At 58.5% G+C, this 15,283-nt stretch carries 15 protein-coding genes and 1 pseudogene; 9 read left to right on the top strand and 7 right to left on the bottom strand.

Annotated features, from left to right (window positions below; genetic code table 11):
* Positions 1–220: 220 nt before the first annotated feature.
* Positions 221–364 (bottom strand): hypothetical protein, encoded by a 144-nt coding sequence (locus CDA56_RS30845; protein ID WP_162557331.1) that lies wholly within the window; start codon positions 362–364, stop codon positions 221–223.
* Between CDA56_RS30845 and CDA56_RS07000 the strand changes: the two genes are divergently transcribed.
* From CDA56_RS07000 to CDA56_RS06980, 5 genes are read left to right on the top strand one after another with little or no spacing between them, the layout of a single operon-like run.
* Positions 357–1,463, top strand: a complete 1,107-nt coding sequence (locus tag CDA56_RS07000; protein ID WP_024359092.1) for an ABC transporter substrate-binding protein — start codon at positions 357–359, stop codon at positions 1,461–1,463. The genes CDA56_RS30845 and CDA56_RS07000 overlap by 8 nt on opposite strands.
* Positions 1,464–1,483: 20 nt before the next feature.
* Positions 1,484–2,383, top strand: a complete 900-nt coding sequence (locus tag CDA56_RS06995) for a branched-chain amino acid ABC transporter permease (RefSeq protein WP_004099333.1) — start codon at positions 1,484–1,486, stop codon at positions 2,381–2,383.
* Entirely contained in the window at positions 2,383–3,432 is a 1,050-nt protein-coding gene (locus CDA56_RS06990) for a branched-chain amino acid ABC transporter permease (protein ID WP_004848115.1), read from the top strand. Before CDA56_RS06995 ends, CDA56_RS06990 begins: the two co-directional genes overlap by 1 nt.
* Positions 3,419–4,201 carry an ABC transporter ATP-binding protein gene (locus CDA56_RS06985; RefSeq protein ID WP_014228113.1) on the top strand — a complete coding sequence of 261 codons (783 nt, stop codon included), beginning with the start codon at positions 3,419–3,421 and terminating at the stop codon, positions 4,199–4,201. Before CDA56_RS06990 ends, CDA56_RS06985 begins: the two co-directional genes overlap by 14 nt.
* A complete protein-coding gene (locus tag CDA56_RS06980) occupies positions 4,194–4,889 on the top strand; it encodes an ABC transporter ATP-binding protein (RefSeq protein WP_004848112.1) in 696 nt (231 codons plus the stop codon). Before CDA56_RS06985 ends, CDA56_RS06980 begins: the two co-directional genes overlap by 8 nt.
* Before the next feature lie 107 nt (positions 4,890–4,996).
* On the opposite strand, the gene CDA56_RS06975 is transcribed toward CDA56_RS06980, so the two are convergent.
* The gene (locus CDA56_RS06975) at positions 4,997–5,179 is read right to left on the bottom strand and encodes a hypothetical protein (RefSeq protein ID WP_004129481.1); all 183 of its coding nucleotides are present in this window, start codon (positions 5,177–5,179) and stop codon (positions 4,997–4,999) included.
* Between the two features lie 721 nt (positions 5,180–5,900).
* On the opposite strand from CDA56_RS06975, the gene CDA56_RS06965 reads away from it, so the two are divergent.
* From CDA56_RS06965 to CDA56_RS06950, 4 genes and pseudogenes are all read left to right on the top strand, one after another.
* A complete protein-coding gene (locus CDA56_RS06965; protein ID WP_004099328.1) occupies positions 5,901–6,710 on the top strand; it encodes an ABC transporter substrate-binding protein in 810 nt (269 codons plus the stop codon).
* Between the two features lie 13 nt (positions 6,711–6,723).
* A pseudogene (locus CDA56_RS06960) lies at positions 6,724–7,541 on the top strand (amino acid ABC transporter ATP-binding protein).
* Positions 7,538–8,290 carry an amino acid ABC transporter permease gene (locus tag CDA56_RS06955; protein WP_014228108.1) on the top strand — a complete coding sequence of 251 codons (753 nt, stop codon included), beginning with the start codon at positions 7,538–7,540 and terminating at the stop codon, positions 8,288–8,290. Before CDA56_RS06960 ends, CDA56_RS06955 begins: the two are co-directional and overlap by 4 nt.
* Complete coding sequence (locus tag CDA56_RS06950; protein WP_025107213.1) at positions 8,280–8,963, top strand: amino acid ABC transporter permease; 684 nt, start codon at positions 8,280–8,282, stop codon at positions 8,961–8,963. Before CDA56_RS06955 ends, CDA56_RS06950 begins: the two co-directional genes overlap by 11 nt.
* Before the next feature lie 27 nt (positions 8,964–8,990).
* On the opposite strand, the gene CDA56_RS06945 is transcribed toward CDA56_RS06950, so the two are convergent.
* The 5 genes from CDA56_RS06945 to ecpA are packed head-to-tail and all read right to left on the bottom strand — an operon-like array spanning position 8,991 to position 15,163.
* Complete coding sequence (locus CDA56_RS06945) at positions 8,991–9,695, bottom strand: fimbrial biogenesis chaperone (RefSeq protein WP_014837540.1); 705 nt, start codon at positions 9,693–9,695, stop codon at positions 8,991–8,993.
* Positions 9,664–11,277 (bottom strand): fimbrial adhesin EcpD, encoded by a 1,614-nt coding sequence (gene ecpD / locus CDA56_RS06940; RefSeq protein ID WP_134899450.1) that lies wholly within the window; start codon positions 11,275–11,277, stop codon positions 9,664–9,666. The genes CDA56_RS06945 and ecpD overlap by 32 nt, the downstream gene beginning before the upstream one ends.
* Positions 11,278–11,296: 19 nt before the next feature.
* Entirely contained in the window at positions 11,297–13,822 is a 2,526-nt protein-coding gene (locus tag CDA56_RS06935; RefSeq protein ID WP_046877023.1) for a fimbrial biogenesis outer membrane usher protein, read from the bottom strand.
* Between the two features lie 25 nt (positions 13,823–13,847).
* Positions 13,848–14,516: an EcpB family pilus assembly chaperone gene (locus tag CDA56_RS06930; protein ID WP_014228103.1), complete on the bottom strand. Its 669-nt coding sequence runs from the start codon at positions 14,514–14,516 to the stop codon at positions 13,848–13,850.
* Positions 14,517–14,575: 59 nt separating this feature from the next.
* Positions 14,576–15,163, bottom strand: a complete 588-nt coding sequence (ecpA, locus tag CDA56_RS06925; RefSeq protein WP_004848092.1) for a common pilus major fimbrillin subunit EcpA — start codon at positions 15,161–15,163, stop codon at positions 14,576–14,578.
* Positions 15,164–15,283: the final 120 nt, after the last annotated feature.

Here is a 15,283-nt window from a genome sequence, read left to right as displayed (position 1 = left end):
GGCGCACCTGAATATTATATTCGGGTGCGCGCTAAAATTGCGGGTTTTCCAGGCCGGGTAAGGCGTCAGCCGCCACCTGGCAAAATGCGTTAACCGTACCAAAAACAGTATTTACATCAGCCTTATGCCCTCTCCTGGAGGTAATAAGAATATTGCATGAGTAAAAACGAAACGGACGTTGTAAGGTAAATCCGCATACCAAATATATCTCGTTATCTATTCAACATAACAGCCAATAATTCGCCGGATACGCTGGCGAATTATGTCTCAATGTTATGCAGTCATTGATGGTTAAAGATAAATAATCGACCGACGGTGAGGTAACAATGAACAAGTTTTCCGGGAAAGCGTCTTTAATGGCCACGCTGGTTGCCGCGTGGGTCGGTGCCAGCAGCGCGCAGGCGGCTGAAATTAAAATCGGCGTGGTCTTGCCGCTGAGCGGTGCGCTGAGCGGCTACGGTCAGCCTTCGCAAAAAGGGCTGGATATTATCCAGAGCATTACGCCGACGTTAAAAAACGGCGACACCGTGAAGCTTATCGTGATCGACGATAAGAGCGATAAGGTCGAAGCCGCTAACGCCATGCAGCGCCTGGTTTCCAGCGATAAAGTCGATGCGGTGATCGGCGAAGTCACCTCCTCCAATACCCTGGCGATGACCAAAATCGCCGACGACAGCAAAACGCCGCTGGTCTCCTCAACCGCGACCAACGACCGCGTTACCCGCAACCACCCTTACGTCAGCCGGGTCTGCTTCTCCGACAGCTTCCAGGGCGTGGTCGGCGCTAACCTCGCCTCGCGCGATCTGAAAGCCAAAACCGCCGCCATCGTCTTCGACAGCAGCAACGACTACTCCGTCGGCCTGGCGAAGGCCTTTCGCACGCAGTTCCTGAAAAACGGCGGCACCATTCCTATCGAAGTTCAGGCTCCCGGCGGCAGCAAAGACTTTAAGGCCCAGCTGGCCAGCGTGAAGGCGAAGAACGTCGACATGATCTATATGCCGATCTACTACACCGAAGGGGCGCTGATCGCCGTACAGGCGAAGCAGCTGGGGCTGAGCAAGCCGGTGGTCGGCGGCGACGGGCTGGCGGCGGATCAGGTCTTTTTTGACGTCGGCAAAGACGCGGTCAACGGCTATATGACCACCGACTACTACTCGCCGAACGCCAAAGAGCAAACGCCGGCGGGCGAGGTGTTTATCAAAGCCTGGGAAGCCAAATACCAGCAGCCGACCCACACCTGGGGCGCGATGGCGGCGGACGCCTATAACGTCATTATCAACGCCATGAACCAGTGCAGCGACCCGCACGACCGGGTTTGCGTTAACGAAAAAATTCGCGCCACTAAGGACTTCCAGGGCGTAACCGGCACGCTGACGTTACAAAACGGCGACGCTATCCGCAGCGCGGTCATCAACGAAGTGAAGGATGGCAAGCTGGCGTTTCGTACCGTGGTTAATCCTTAAGGTTTTATAAGGGATATCAGATGGATGGTGCCATTTTTCTCCAGCAAGTGGTCAATGGAATGAGCCTTGGGGGCATGTACGCCCTGATTGCCATCGGTTATACGATGGTTTATGGGGTGCTGCGCCTGATCAACTTCGCCCATGCGGACGTAATGATGGTCGGGGCGTTTACCACCCTGTTTTTGTTTTCTTCCATTGGGCTACCCTTCGGGGTAGCCGTTTTCCTGACCCTCGCGCTGTGCGGCCTGTTCGGCATGCTGATCGACCGGGTGGCCTATCGCCCGCTGCGTCAGGCATCAAAAATCTCCATGCTGATCACCGCCATCGGCGTCAGCTTCTTCCTCGAAAACCTGTTCAACGTGCTGTTTGGCGGCAGCTCGCGCTTCTTTTCCGCACCGGAATTTTTCAACAACACCCGCGCCTTTGGTGACGTGATTATCACCAACGTGGCGTGGATCGTGCCGCTGATCACCGTCCTGCTGCTGCTGGCGATCCTCTGGCTGCTGTACCGCACCCGCTACGGGATGGCGATCCGCGCGGTGGCCTTCGACGTTAATACCGTGCGCCTGATGGGCATCGACGCCAACCGCATTATCTCGCTGGTGTTCGCCCTCGGCAGCAGCCTCGCGGCGCTGGGCGGGGTGTTCTACTCCATCAGCTACCCGACCATCGACCCGCTGATGGGCGTGCTGATCGGCCTGAAGGCCTTCGCCGCCGCGGTGCTCGGCGGAATCGGCAGCGTCACCGGCGCGGTGCTCGGCGGCTTTATTCTCGGCTTTACCGAGGTGGTGGCGGTCGCTCTGTTTCCCGAGCTGGGCGGTTACAAAGACGCCTTTGCCTTTATGTTCTTGATTCTGGTCCTCTTGTTCCGCCCGGTTGGCATTATGGGCGATGAACGTCTGGAAAGGAGCCGTTTCTGATGCTCAACGCTACGACTACCGCCGGGGCGCAGCTGCGCAACCTGGTCATTATTGCTCTCTGCGTCGCGCTGCTGGCCGGGATCAACGTCGTCTTCAACGACTACATTATTCGCGTCATCAGCACCATTTTCGTCTTTATGATCCTCGCGGTCAGCTATAACCTGATCAACGGCGTGACCGGCCAGCTGTCGCTGGAGCCCAACGGCTTTGTGGCGGTCGGCGCTTACGTCACCGCCCTGCTGATCCTCCCCAGCGACAGCAAGCTGGATATGTTTGAGATGGCCGCCCCCAGCCCGTGGATCCTCGTGCTGCACGCCGGGTTCCTGCCCGCGCTGCTCATTAGCGGCCTGTGCGCGGCGGCGCTGGCGGTTTGCCTTGCCCTGCCGGTCTTCCGCGTGCGCGGCGACTACCTGGCGATTGTGACCCTCGGCTTCGGCTTTATCATTAAAATCCTCGCTATCAACAATCCGCAGATCACCAACGGCGCCATTGGCCTCAACGATATTCCGCAGCAGCCGCATCTCCTGTTCTGGTGCGGGCTGTTCGCCCTGCTGGCGACCGGGATGATTTTGCAGCTGGTGTGGTCGAAGTACGGGCGAATGATGAAAGCGGTGCGCGACGACGAAGACGCCGCTATCGCCATGGGCGTGAACACGTTTCGCATTAAAACCTGCGCCTTCGCCACCAGCGCCTTCTTCGAAGGGATCGGCGGCGGCCTGCTGGCCTCGCTGCTGACCACCATCTCGCCGGGCCTGTTCGACTTTATGCTCACCTTCCAGCTGCTGATTATTATCGTGCTCGGCGGCCTGGGCAGCACCACCGGCGCGCTGCTCGGCACCGTACTGGTGGTCGGCAGCGGCGAGTGGCTGCGCTTTCTCGACCAGCCGCTCCAGTTCTTCGGTCACGATCTCGGCGCGTATCCGGGCCTGCGGATGGTGGTGTTCTCGCTGCTGCTGCTGATCATCATGCTGTTCGCCCGCGAAGGTCTGCTGGGCAAAAAAGAGATTTGGCAAGTGGGCAAAAGGGGCCGCGGCTATGGCGCAAAATAAGGTCATTTTACAGGTACAGGACGTGACCATGCAGTTCGGCGGCCTGCGGGCCATCGACAGCGTCAGTTTCCACGTCGACGAGGCGGAAATTTTTGGCCTGATTGGCCCCAACGGCGCGGGCAAAACCACGATGTTCAACGTCATCACCGCCAACTATAAGCCGACCAGCGGCAGCGTGACCCTGGCGGGAAAGTCGCTGAAGGGGCTGAAGCCGAACCGGGTGGTCAACGCCGGGATCGCCCGCACCTTTCAGAATATCCGCCTGTTCAACTCGATGACGGTATTAGAAAACGTGATGGTCGGCCTCGACAGCGCCAGCCGCTATTCGCTGCTGGAAGCGGCGCTGCATATTGGCCGCTACTTCCCCGCCGAGCGGGCGGCAAAGGCCAAAGCGATGGCGATTCTGGACGATATCGGTATCGCCCATTTCGCCGACGTGCAGGCCACCAACCTCAGCTACGGCAACCAGCGCAAGGTGGAGATCGCCCGCGCGCTGGCGACGTCGCCAAAATTGCTGCTGCTCGACGAGCCCGCCGCCGGGATGAACCCGAAAGAGACGGAGGATCTGGCGGATCTGATCTTCCGCATGCGTAACGACTATCAGCTCAGCGTACTGCTGATCGAGCACGATATGCCGTTCGTCAACAAGCTGTGCGAGCGGGTGATGGTGCTGGAGTACGGCAAACCGCTGTTTAGCGGCCTGATGTCCGAAGCCATTCAGGATCCGGACGTGATTTCCGCCTACCTGGGGGACGTTCGTTATGCTTAGCGCGCGCGAGTTAAAAGTGTTTTACGGCGTGATTCAGGGGCTGAAAGGGGTGGACATTGATATTCACGACCGGGAGATTGTGACCCTTATCGGCAGCAACGGTGCCGGGAAAACCTCCACCCTCAACGGGATCGTCAACCTGGTGCGTTCCACGGGACGGGTCAATTTTCTCAACGAGGATATTTCCCGCAGCCAGACGCATCAGATTGTGCGTAAGGGGCTGGCGCTGGTGCCAGAAGGACGGCGCATCTTTACCAACCTGACCATCGAAGAAAATCTGCGCATGGGGGCCTACAACAATCTCGCCGGCTTTACCCGCCTGCGCGATCGCATGTACAGCCTGTTTCCCCGGCTGAAAGAGCGGCGCAGCCAGATGGCGGGAACCATGAGCGGCGGCGAGCAGCAGATGCTGGCGATCGCCAGAGCGTTGATGAGCGAGCCGGTACTGCTGATGCTCGATGAGCCAAGCCTCGGCCTGGCGCCGAAAATTGTCGGGGAGCTGTTTGCGACGATTAAGCAGCTGCGGGAAGAGAATATTACCGTGCTGCTGGTAGAGCAGAACGCCACGGCGGCGTTGACCATCGCCGATCGCGCCTATGTGCTGGAGAATGGGAAGATTATGCTCTCTGGTCCGGCACCGGAGGTGCTGGCGAATCCGGAAATCAAACGGATGTATCTGGGGGGATAAAGCTGTTCAGGGCTGCGGCTTCGCTTCCTGCGTCGCCGCAACCGCAAACAGCCTCGCGCTACACAAAGCACACCTCGTTCCAGTAGGCTTCACGCGTCCTGCGCCGCTCAGTATGTTTTATCATGGCGAAACCACCTTGTTTCAACGTTGCCGAGCTCAATTCCGTAGAGACTGGCGACCGGTAATATTGCCTCCATGATGCGTTGGGTATCCTGCTGACCGGCTTCACCGCCGGATCCAGATAAAGAAGCCAGCCAGCCCGTTATGCGTTGCCACAGCGCCACTTTCATTTTTCTCCTCCGTCGGGAAGCATTTTTGCCTGTGTCTATTTCAACCACAGTTGACGGCGGGCAGGAAATATCAATTCCGGATTTGTAATTCTGTGGGATGCATATTGGGGCCTTTCCCGGATTGCGACGTAAACGTCTTATTCGGGCTACACGACCCCAGACGACTGAGGCCCCGTAGCCCAGCCAAGCGCAGCGCAGGCTGGGAAGGACCCGCAGCGTTTGCCGAAGCCTGATTTGTAATTCTATGCGTAAGGGTTCCGTTCACTCGCAATCTGCAGAAAATGCCTCACCGCTACCCGTGAACGGGTAAAGGGGGAGAAAACCGTCTCCCCCTTTACAATCCCCGCGGTCCCGCAAAGAAATCGGTGCTGCGCACTGCGCTCACCTCCCGGTCCTCAGCCTGCGGTCGGCTCAACTCGACATCGCTGTCTCGATTCGCCTTTGGCCGCCATCCCTGGCGGCCAGCCCTTGTCTTCCGACCTCCGGTTCGCCGATTTCAGCGGGCACCAGGGCATCGCTGCAAGTCTTGTGGTTTCAGAAAGATACCAATAGCTGACGGAATGTCTCCCCAGTTTGGTGGCACAGAGCCGGGTAAACAATATCCACAACTTTGTTAAGTTCTTTTTCGTTATAGATAAGAACTTTTTCTTCTTTGCCGCCGACGGGCGATTTGTGGGAGCGTGATAAACACAAAACAAAACAGGGATTCAGGGGAATAACAATGCGCATTGCAAAAACAAAAATCGCGCTGGCGCTGGGCATGCTGGTGCTCGCCGCGCAGGCTCAGGCCGATCAACTAGCCGATATCAAAGCCGCCGGCGTGGTCAAAGTCGCCACCTTCGACGCCAACCCGCCGTTCGGCTCGGTAGACCCGAAAACGCATAAAATCGTCGGCTACGACGTGGACTTCGCCGAAGCGCTGGCAAAATCGCTCGGCGTCAAGCTGGAGCTGGTCGCCACCAACCCGGCCAACCGCATTCCGCTGCTGCAGTCCGGTAAGGCCGACCTGATCGTAGCCGATATTACCATCACCCCGGAACGCGCCCAGGTGATTGATTTCTCAACGCCTTACTTCGTGACCGGCCAGCAGTTCCTCGTCCCGGCAAAATCGCCGGATAAGCTCGATGATTACAGCAAAGCGCGCATCGGCGCGGTAAAAGGCACCACCGGCGAACAGGCGCTGCATCAGCGTTTCCCGCAGTCGCGCGTGCTCTCTTATGACGATATTCCGCTGGCGCTGACCGCCCTGCGCAACGGCAACGTGCAGGCCATCACCCAGGACAGCACCATCCTCGCCGGACTGCTGGCGGAAGCGCCGGACAAGGCAAACTTCAAAATCATCCCCGACCTGCTGAGCAAAGAAGAGATTGGCGTCGGCGTGAAGAAAGGCGAACCGGCCCTGCTGAAAGCGGTCAATGACGAGCTGGTCAAGCTGGAGAAATCCGGTGAAGCGGCCAAAATTTACGACGTCTGGTTTGGCCCGAGCACCAAAACCCCGCAGCCGCGCGCCTTTACTATCGAAGCGAAATAAGCAGAGAAAGATGATGTTATCGGCTCTATTTTCACGCTCCGCGGCATCGTCCGCGGATTTTTCGCATCTGCAGCGCGCCAGCATTGAGTTTCGCGATGTCGCCAAAAGCTACGGCGACCATCGGGTGCTGAACGGCGTAAATTTACAGGTTGAACCCGGCGAAGTAGTGGCGATCCTCGGCCCTTCGGGATCGGGCAAATCAACCCTGATCCGCCTGATCAATCAGCTGGAATCCCTTAGCGCGGCGAGATTCTGATCGACGGCAAACCGACGCGCCAGCTTACCGGCAGCGCCCTGCGCCAGCTGCGCAGCCGGGTCGGCTTCGTTTTTCAGCAGTTTAATCTCTACGCCCACCTGACGGCGCAGGAGAATATTACCCTCGCGCTGGAACGCGTTCACGGCTGGAGCAAAAGCGCCGCCCGCGAGCGCTCTCTGGCGCTGCTCAGCCAGGTTGGCCTGGCGGATAAAGCCCGGCAGATGCCTGCCCAGCTCTCGGGCGGTCAGCAGCAGCGGGTGGCGATCGCCCGCGCCCTCGCCTCCTCGCCGCAAATCATTCTGTTCGATGAACCCACGTCGGCGCTGGACCCGGAGATGATCGGCGAAGTGCTGCAGGTCATGAAAACCCTCGCCCACAGCGGGATCACCATGGTGGTGGTGACCCACGAGATGCAGTTCGCCCGCGAGATTGCCGATCGGGTGGTGTTTATCGATGGCGGCGATATTCTCGAAGTCGCGCCGCCGGCCGAGTTTTTCGCCCGGCCGCAGCACGCCCGCACCCGCCGTTTCCTGCAGAAGGTGCTCGATCCGCTGCACCAGGAGAGTGAGGCGTGATCCCACATCTCGACTGGCATGGCGTGCTGAGCGGGCAGCCGCTGCAGTGGATCATCTCCGGTTTTCTCACCACCGTCTGGGTCAGCGTCGCGGGGATGATTCTGGCGACCGTGCTGGCCGTCCTGCTGCTGGCGCTGCGTCTCGGGGGCGGAAGGCCCGGCCGCTGGCTGGTGGCGGCCTGGGTTTCACTGTTCCGCAATACGCCGCTGCTGGTCCAGCTGCTGTTCTGGTATTTTGCCGCCTGGAATCTGCTGCCGCTGGGGGCGCGAGATTTTATCAACGACGACCACAGCTGGTCGATTCTGCCGGGCAACGTCTGGTGGCTGACGCCGGAGTTTCTCTGCTCAATGTGGGGACTCGGGGTCTTTACTTCGGCGTTTCTGATCGAAGAGATCGCCTCCGGGCTGCGCGCCGTTAGCCACGGCCAGCGGGAAGCGGCGCTGTCGCAGGGGTTTACGCCGTGGCAGGAGCTGCGCCACATTCTGCTGCCGCAGGGGCTGGCTAACGCCTGGCAGCCGATTATCGGCCAGTATCTGAACCTGATGAAGCTCTCCTCGCTGGCGAGCGGTATCGGCTTCGCCGAACTGACCTATCAGGTGCGGCAAATCGAGAGCTACAACGCGCATGCGCTGGAGGCGTTTGCCGTCGGCACCGCGCTGTATCTGGCGCTTGGGGTGCTCATGGGCGTGGCGCTGACGCGTCTCGGTCCGGGAAGGGATCAGCAAAGGAGAGCCGGCTATGAACGCTAACCTGGCGGTTATCGTTGATAACCTCGATTATCTGCTGTGGGGACGGCTGGCGGATGGTATTCCCGGCGGCGTGGTGCTGACGCTGCTGATGGCAGTCGGCGCCGCCGCGCTGGCGCTGCCGGGGGGCGTGCTGCTGGCGGCCATCGCCTGGCGCTACGACGGGATCGTGCGGCGGCTGCTCTTCCTGTGGGCGGAGATTATTCGCGGCATCCCGCTGATCTTCGTCATTTTCTGGCTGTGGTATCTGCTCCCCATGCTCACCGGCAGCGACCTGCCGGGCGCGGTCACCGTCACGGTGGCGCTGGCGTGGTTTACCGCCGCGTCGGTGATGCACTCGGTGCTGGCGGGCCTGCAATCGCTGCCCCGCGGGCAGTACGAAGCGGCGCTGACCCAGGGTTTTGCCCCCGGACAGACGCTGCGCCTTATTCTGCTGCCGCAGGCTCTGCGCAACGTTCAGCCCTCGCTGGTAGGGATATTTATCGGGCTGCTCAAAGACACGTCGCTGGCGTTTATCGTCAACGTGCCGGAACTGACCACCGTCGCCGGGCAGGTGAATAACCGGGTGCAGATTTACCCGCTGGCGATATTTGTCTTTACCGGCGCGGTTTATTATCTGCTGTGCTGCGGCCTGAGCCTGCTGGCGAACCGCCGCTATGCCGGGCGTACGGTTTAGCGACGAAGCGCGAAAAAAGCTGCCCGGTTAGTTCACCGGGCAGTCTTTGGTCATTTTTATAAATTTATCGTTATAGATGATGTAATGGTTCCCCGGTTGGCGCAGCGAGGCCTGGCGAACAACGTCCCCGGGCCGTAAATACCATGCATCCCCTTCCTCTTCCGTCGTATCGCACCCGGGCTTGATCAGCAGCTTAAACCAGGTATTCCCGGTATTGCTGACGGTGCCCGCCGCCCGATCGTAGGCCCACTTGAACCGTACCTCGCGCGGGCGCACAACCAGAATCGTGTCCATCACCACCACCGGATCCATACTCACCTCGGTACCGCTTTTATTGCGCATCACGTAATTGCGGGTGGGTATTTCACGAAAGGAGACCCGGTAATAGCGCTCACGGTCATCTTTCGGGCCGTGGTAGTAAAACTTAAAATACTCGCTCTCCCCCGCCTGCAGGGTAAGCTGACGCGGGGCAAACAGCAGCTCGCCGTCCGCCGGGCGAGAACGCACCTCTTTGCCGCCGGGGCGGTCGATAGCGACAATAGAAACCCGATACAACCGGGCGCTTTTATTGTTATTAATCACCCGTTTAGACGCGAAGTTATCTTCCGCCGCCAGCGAGAAAGTTAAATTACCCACCGAGATGGCCTGCGCCGCGGTCGCGAAGCCGAGCGACAGCAGGCAGATAAGCATCCGCAGCAAATTAGTTAATGTTACGCCACGTCGCCTGAACATGAATTTCTCCTGAAGCACTCACTTCACCAAACCAGCCGTTATCTTCCACCGTGCGCAGCGATATCGGGTTATCCATCGGAATGGAAAACGTCACCGTCGTTTTGTCCATCTGACCGACGTCGCCGGAAATATCCGTCCACGGCGTGGTTAACCACAGGGCGTCGGTCATATCGCGCCAGGTATCATCGCATCCGGCATCGTAGGTTTTGATGGTCCCGGTCTGCGTCGTAAACGCCAGCGTCGCCGGGAACGGTACTCTCGACGTGCCGTCGGGTGAACTAAAAATACAGTATGAACGTCCGCCGATCGCCTGCGTTGGCCCGGTCACTTTAATGAGCACTTCATCGGCGGCGGTTTTGCCGCTGGTGGTGACAATATAGCCAAAGTCCAGCGACGGCTCGCCGCTGCCCACGTAGCCTTCGCGCGTCGGCGCCGAAATGTACTCATCGGAAATAATGCTGATGCTGAAGTCGCGCGGTTTAATAATCAGGGTGTTGGAGGTCGAAAACTCGTACCAGCCTGACTCCGGCGAGGTGGTGTTATAGAAACGGAAATTAAACAGGTCTTTGGTGTTCACGTCGCTGATGCCCAGCGTGACCATCTGCTTAAAAAAGTTGCTCGAGAAAAAGACGTAAACCGAGTCAGATGATTTCATCTCATTAAACGTATAGTACTGGGAGATGCCGCTCACCGGCTTCCATGAATTCCCATCCAGGCTGAACTGCATATCATAACTTCCGACCGCGGAAGCCAGCGCCGAGTTGCTGATTGCCGGAAAAATATGAATTGAGGTATTACTCAGGCCATTGTGCTGCAAATTATAGTTCACCATTTTGCAGCTCAGACCGGAACGGGAGCCGATAGTCTGGGTGCGGCAGTCGGCGTTCCCCTCGCCCAGCGTCGGGACCCCGTCGCTGTTGATAAAGACTTCCGCCAGCGCATGGGTGTTAATCAGCTTCAGGTTTGCCGCTTTAGTATGGGTGACTTTGCGCACGTACCAGTAACCTGAAGCCTGATCTTTACAGCGCGCGCCGCTGCTGGCGTCGTAGCTCACCGACGTCATGCAGGAGTTGATGGTCATCGAGAAGCTGCTGCCCACCGACATCTGCTGCAGATACTGGTAGAAAGCGTCGGACATCATGCCGTGCATCCACTTTTGTCCGCCGGAGGTCACCGTCGCGCCGTAGAAGCCGCTGGCATCGCTGGTTTGCGGCAGAATCAGGCTGGTGGCCATATCGCAGCCCGCATACCAGTTGATACAGCGCAGCCCCTGTAACGGATGAGATGCGGGAGAGTTATCCAGCCACATATCGAAGAACCAGTTGGCGTACAGACCGGTGTTATAGCCATTGTCGATATAGCCCAGGCTCTGCTGATAAATGGTGCCCGAGCCGTTATATTTCAGCCCGGTCCAGCGGTTAGCCCCGGTCATTCGCGGGTCCAGCGCGCCGCCCGGGGTGACAAAGAAGTTATCGTCCGAGTTGTTTTCCACGAAAACAAACTGCATGGCCGCCGCATCCGGCCAGGTGGTTTTGGTGACCGCGGCGTTGACCCGCGTCACGCACAGCGCCGCCGTGAACATCACTAAACATGCCAGCCATTTAGCTTTCATTACCTTCTCCTGTCTGCTGCGTGCGGGCATAGGTGGAGAGGCCGCTACAGACCACATCGCCCACCCACACCGCGCCGCGCGCCTGGCTCAGCTCCAGCGCCACTTCGCAGCTCTGGTTTTTACCGTAACTGAAATCGATGGTGGGATATTTTTTATCCACGTCCATCACAAACTCACCGTTCTCATCGGTGCGGGTACGACCGATATGGTTATTAATCCGCGCGTTAGCCAGCAGCGTGCCGTCTTCCGCGCGGATACGCCCGGAGACCGTCACCATCTGCTTCACTTCCGGCTCAATCACCGCCACGTTGCCCGGATAAAGGGTCAACTGGCTCTTACGCCCGGTCACGATATCGTAGCTATCGAGCGAGTTTTTACTGTTCTGCAGCTCCACTTCATAACGGCTGTACGGCGACAGCGGCAGGTAATTACGGTTGCCGGAGAGCTGCACAATACGGCCGTTAACCTTGGCGCTGAGCTTGCCGTCATCCTCAAGGCCGGTTTTGAAAATCACGCCGGCGTTGCCGTCGGTGCGGCCGCTGGCGGCGATATTTTTCCCCTGCCAGCCCACGCTGCCGTTGGCGGTCAGGTTGGTGTTCACATAGCCATCCACGCCGCTGTTCACATTCAGCGTGCCGGTGGAGTAGCGGGTATCAAACTGAGCATACGCGCCGCCGCTGAGGGTTTTGTCATCGCCGGTATCGCCGGAAATGGCGCGCGAAACGTTCGCGCCGATGGTGCGAATACTGCCTTCATCAAACTGTTTACGCGCCGACAGGTTGGCCATGGTGTAACCGTTCTGGTGCGTCATCCCGGCGCTGAACCAGTTGCCGAGCGGCAGCGAGAAATCGAGCGCAATATATTTCCCGGTGCTGGCGCTGCTGTCGCCGTTATTAAAGCGCTGTACGCCCGCGCGCAGGCCCAGCGATCCCCATGAGCCGGTGTAAAGCGTCTGGTAGTAATCCGCCGTGTAGTAATGGCTGTTATAGCGGCGGTCGTCGTTATAGCTGATGCTGAAGGTACCCAGCTTTGACCAGAGTGAATTGAGGTTCAGCGTGCCGCCGATGGCCCGGTTGTCGGCATTACTGCGCCGTATCCGGTCGCCAATCTGCGTTTTTTCCTGGTTGACCCACACCGAACTAAAGCCGCCGGGCAGCGTGGCGCTGATGCTGCCGATGCTGCTCCAGGAGCTGTCGCTGGCCAGCATATTCTGCAGGTTCACGTTAATGGACTCGGCGATCGGCAGGGTCAGGCGCGTCTCGGCGACGGCGTTGTTATCATAGCCGTAGCCGGTGGCCGCCCAGCTTAAGGTGCTGAACGACCCGGAGGCCGAGGCCCCCGCCAGCCAGCTATCTTTTGCCGGAAGCGTTTTTTTACCGCTTTCGGACCAGCGATCCATATGGAAGCTGCCGCCCCAGAATTGCCAGGCCAGCGGCGCGCCGGCGCCGCGTCCGCGGCTGAATAATTTATTGACCCGCTGGGTGCGTTTGCTGACCACCCGGCCGTTCACAATCACTTCAACATCGACATCATAAATCCCGTACGGCAGGCCGCGGGTGTCGACCTCATGGTTACCCATGGCAAAGTTCTGTACGCTCATCAGGCGTCCGTCGCGGGTCAGATGGACTTCCCCGGCGGCGGGTAAAAAGGCGACCACCGGCGTAGCCGACTGGGTGTTATCGAACACCGTCGAACTGGCCTGGTTGCCCCAGGAAGCGCCGTAGATCTTCCCTGCCGAAACGGCGGTCATCGGGCCAAGGGACTGTAAATTCCAGGTATCCAGCATCCCGCCCGCAAAGCGGTGACCGGCAAAGTCGCGTTCATACATCGCTTTATAGACGTCGCTGTCCTGATTGCCGGAGCCAATACCGTAAAGCGAGCCGTCCAGTACCACGTGGTGCTCGCGCAGCGCGGTAACGTTGTTCAGCGACAGATAGCTGGAGGTATTATTGCCGCCGTTGCGCATCTGGTTGTTATAGACCCCGAGGTTATAGTTCAGGGTGCTGCTAAGGGTGTTGACGCTGGACTGACCGATATCTTCGCTGCGCGAGCGCAGCACCGTACCCAGCGCCTCTTTTTTTACCACCAGCTGCAGAAGCAGCTGGCGCAGGCTGAGCTGTAGCCGGGCGTCATCCGTCAGGCTAATGTTAAGATCTTTGCTGAAAGCTTCATTGGCCAGCGCGGTCAGCTGTTTGCGGGTCTGCTCGCTGACGGTGGCGTTATTATCGTTTTCTTCCAGCTGAATCTGCCGAACGCGCAGAACGCCATTATCCAGCCAGATAAAGGCATTGCCGATCCGCTGATCGTCCTGGGTACCGGTGCTGCCTTCAAGATGAATAAACAGTGGGATGCTCATTCCGTCCTGCAGCGCCTGGCTGAAGGCCTGAGGGATAATCACGCCGCCGATTTGCTGTACTTTGTCGGTGGCGGCAGTGACGCTAAACGGAACCAGCAAAATGACCATGCCGGAGGCAAGGAGTGTTTTTAATCCTGGAGCGTTCCCTGGTAGAGCCATAATGTTGATCCGTCAGAAGAAATGTCTATTTCACGGGAACAAACTGCTCGCCCTGCCAGAGCGCGACCCGTCCTTTTTTATCCGCCACATTCACGCGCGTGAAGCGCCGTTCTTTTCCCGGCATCAGGAAATAATTTTCCTTGCACTCTTTACCGTCAGCCGGCTTCAGACACGGGCCGTAGGCAAGAATGCGCAACGTCGCGTTACCGGTATTGACCAGCGTGCCGTTGGCGTACTGATAGCGGAAATTGGCTTTTCTTGGCGCGACCACCAGGATGGTGCCGATCCGCGCCGAGGCCGTCGCTACCGCGCTGCGGGTCGAGCCATTGCGCTGGGCATCGCTGAGCGCCTGATCGAACCAGACAATGCGGTAATAGCGTTCTTTATCGTCCGCCGGGCCTTTGTAGAAAAAGCGGATCACGTCGCTGGCCTTCGCGGGCAGCAGCAGACTGGCGGGGGTCAGTAAAATCTCGTCCTGCTTATCCATCGGGATCACCTTGCCACCGTCCAGCGGCGAAGAGAGGCGTTCCATATGGATGTTAATTAAGCGACCGCTGTCGGTCGTGTTCTTGATCTCTTTGCTCAGCGTGCTGCTGCCGCTGTTCATAAATGAAGAGATATCGCCCACATCCAGCGCCAGGGCTGGCGTCATTGTGCTGAGCAACAGGCCGATGGCCAGAATGTGTTTTTTCATATGAATTCAATCCGTGAAATAAGGCAGGGGGAGCCCCCCTGCCTGGTGCTACGAGAGGATCAGCTGGTCCAGGTCGCGTCGAACTGTACGCTGACGTCGCCGCTCCAGATACCTTCCGGCAGCGTGCTGTAGTCAGTAACGGCAGTGGTGCCATCGGTGGTGCCGCTGATGATGGAGAACGTGAAGCCGTCCTGAGCGGTGGTGCGACCGGCGACGTTATAGCCGTTAGACAGCGCGCTGAGGTTGCCGCCCAGGGTGCCCGCCGCGGTGTCGATCATGGTGGTGTCAGCCGTTTTTTCGACCGCTGCGCCGTTGTAGTCAACGCCCACGCTCAGGGTGGAACCAGAGGTATCCAGCTGAGTCAGGGTATTGGTGATCAGACGAGAGGTCAGCTTGAATGCGGTCGCGGTGGCGTCACCTTCGATAGCCACATCAAACAGGCCTTTCTGTGAGTTAAAGCCTTTAACCCCTTCGGCATACTGGAAAGCCAGGCTGCCCAGCGGAGTCACCACCAGCTTGCTGGTAGTGTCTTTTTTGGCGGTTGCGGACCAGGTAGCGACTGCCTGAGCAGTAACGTCAGCTGCCTGAGCGACACCCATACCGGCAAACGCGGTTACCAGAGCAATTGCAAGAACCTTTTTTTTCATAGCTTTTTCATCCTGAGTTTATTAAGGGACCTGATGTCCCACGTCTGTGTGCATTCCCGCCATAGTTCAGGCCGCATCATTATTATCTGCGACGCAAATTATTTTGGGTGTTACGACCTG

This window comes from Klebsiella michiganensis, assembly GCF_002925905.1.
Classification (GTDB): domain Bacteria; phylum Pseudomonadota; class Gammaproteobacteria; order Enterobacterales; family Enterobacteriaceae; genus Klebsiella; species Klebsiella michiganensis.
Note: the sequence above shows the minus strand (reverse complement) of the source record. Positions and strands in the feature narration are given on the sequence as shown.

What these genes read in the sequence shown, in the direction of transcription:
- CDA56_RS06935 (WP_046877023.1), bottom strand. Translation starts at nt 13,822, where the DNA reads ATGGCTCTACCAGGGAACGCTCCAGGATTAAAAACACTCCTTGCCTCC.
- CDA56_RS06985 (WP_014228113.1), top strand. Translation starts at nt 3,419, where the DNA reads ATGGCGCAAAATAAGGTCATTTTACAGGTACAGGACGTGACCATGCAG.
- CDA56_RS07000 (WP_024359092.1), top strand. Translation starts at nt 357, where the DNA reads ATGGCCACGCTGGTTGCCGCGTGGGTCGGTGCCAGCAGCGCGCAGGCG.
- CDA56_RS06990 (WP_004848115.1), top strand. Translation starts at nt 2,383, where the DNA reads ATGCTCAACGCTACGACTACCGCCGGGGCGCAGCTGCGCAACCTGGTC.
- ecpA (WP_004848092.1), bottom strand. Translation starts at nt 15,163, where the DNA reads ATGAAAAAAAAGGTTCTTGCAATTGCTCTGGTAACCGCGTTTGCCGGT.
- CDA56_RS06930 (WP_014228103.1), bottom strand. Translation starts at nt 14,516, where the DNA reads ATGAAAAAACACATTCTGGCCATCGGCCTGTTGCTCAGCACAATGACG.
- CDA56_RS06980 (WP_004848112.1), top strand. Translation starts at nt 4,194, where the DNA reads ATGCTTAGCGCGCGCGAGTTAAAAGTGTTTTACGGCGTGATTCAGGGG.
- CDA56_RS06965 (WP_004099328.1), top strand. Translation starts at nt 5,901, where the DNA reads ATGCGCATTGCAAAAACAAAAATCGCGCTGGCGCTGGGCATGCTGGTG.
- CDA56_RS06995 (WP_004099333.1), top strand. Translation starts at nt 1,484, where the DNA reads ATGGATGGTGCCATTTTTCTCCAGCAAGTGGTCAATGGAATGAGCCTT.
- CDA56_RS06975 (WP_004129481.1), bottom strand. Translation starts at nt 5,179, where the DNA reads ATGAAAGTGGCGCTGTGGCAACGCATAACGGGCTGGCTGGCTTCTTTA.
- ecpD (WP_134899450.1), bottom strand. Translation starts at nt 11,277, where the DNA reads ATGTTCACGGCGGCGCTGTGCGTGACGCGGGTCAACGCCGCGGTCACC.
- CDA56_RS06945 (WP_014837540.1), bottom strand. Translation starts at nt 9,695, where the DNA reads ATGTTCAGGCGACGTGGCGTAACATTAACTAATTTGCTGCGGATGCTT.
- CDA56_RS06950 (WP_025107213.1), top strand. Translation starts at nt 8,280, where the DNA reads ATGAACGCTAACCTGGCGGTTATCGTTGATAACCTCGATTATCTGCTG.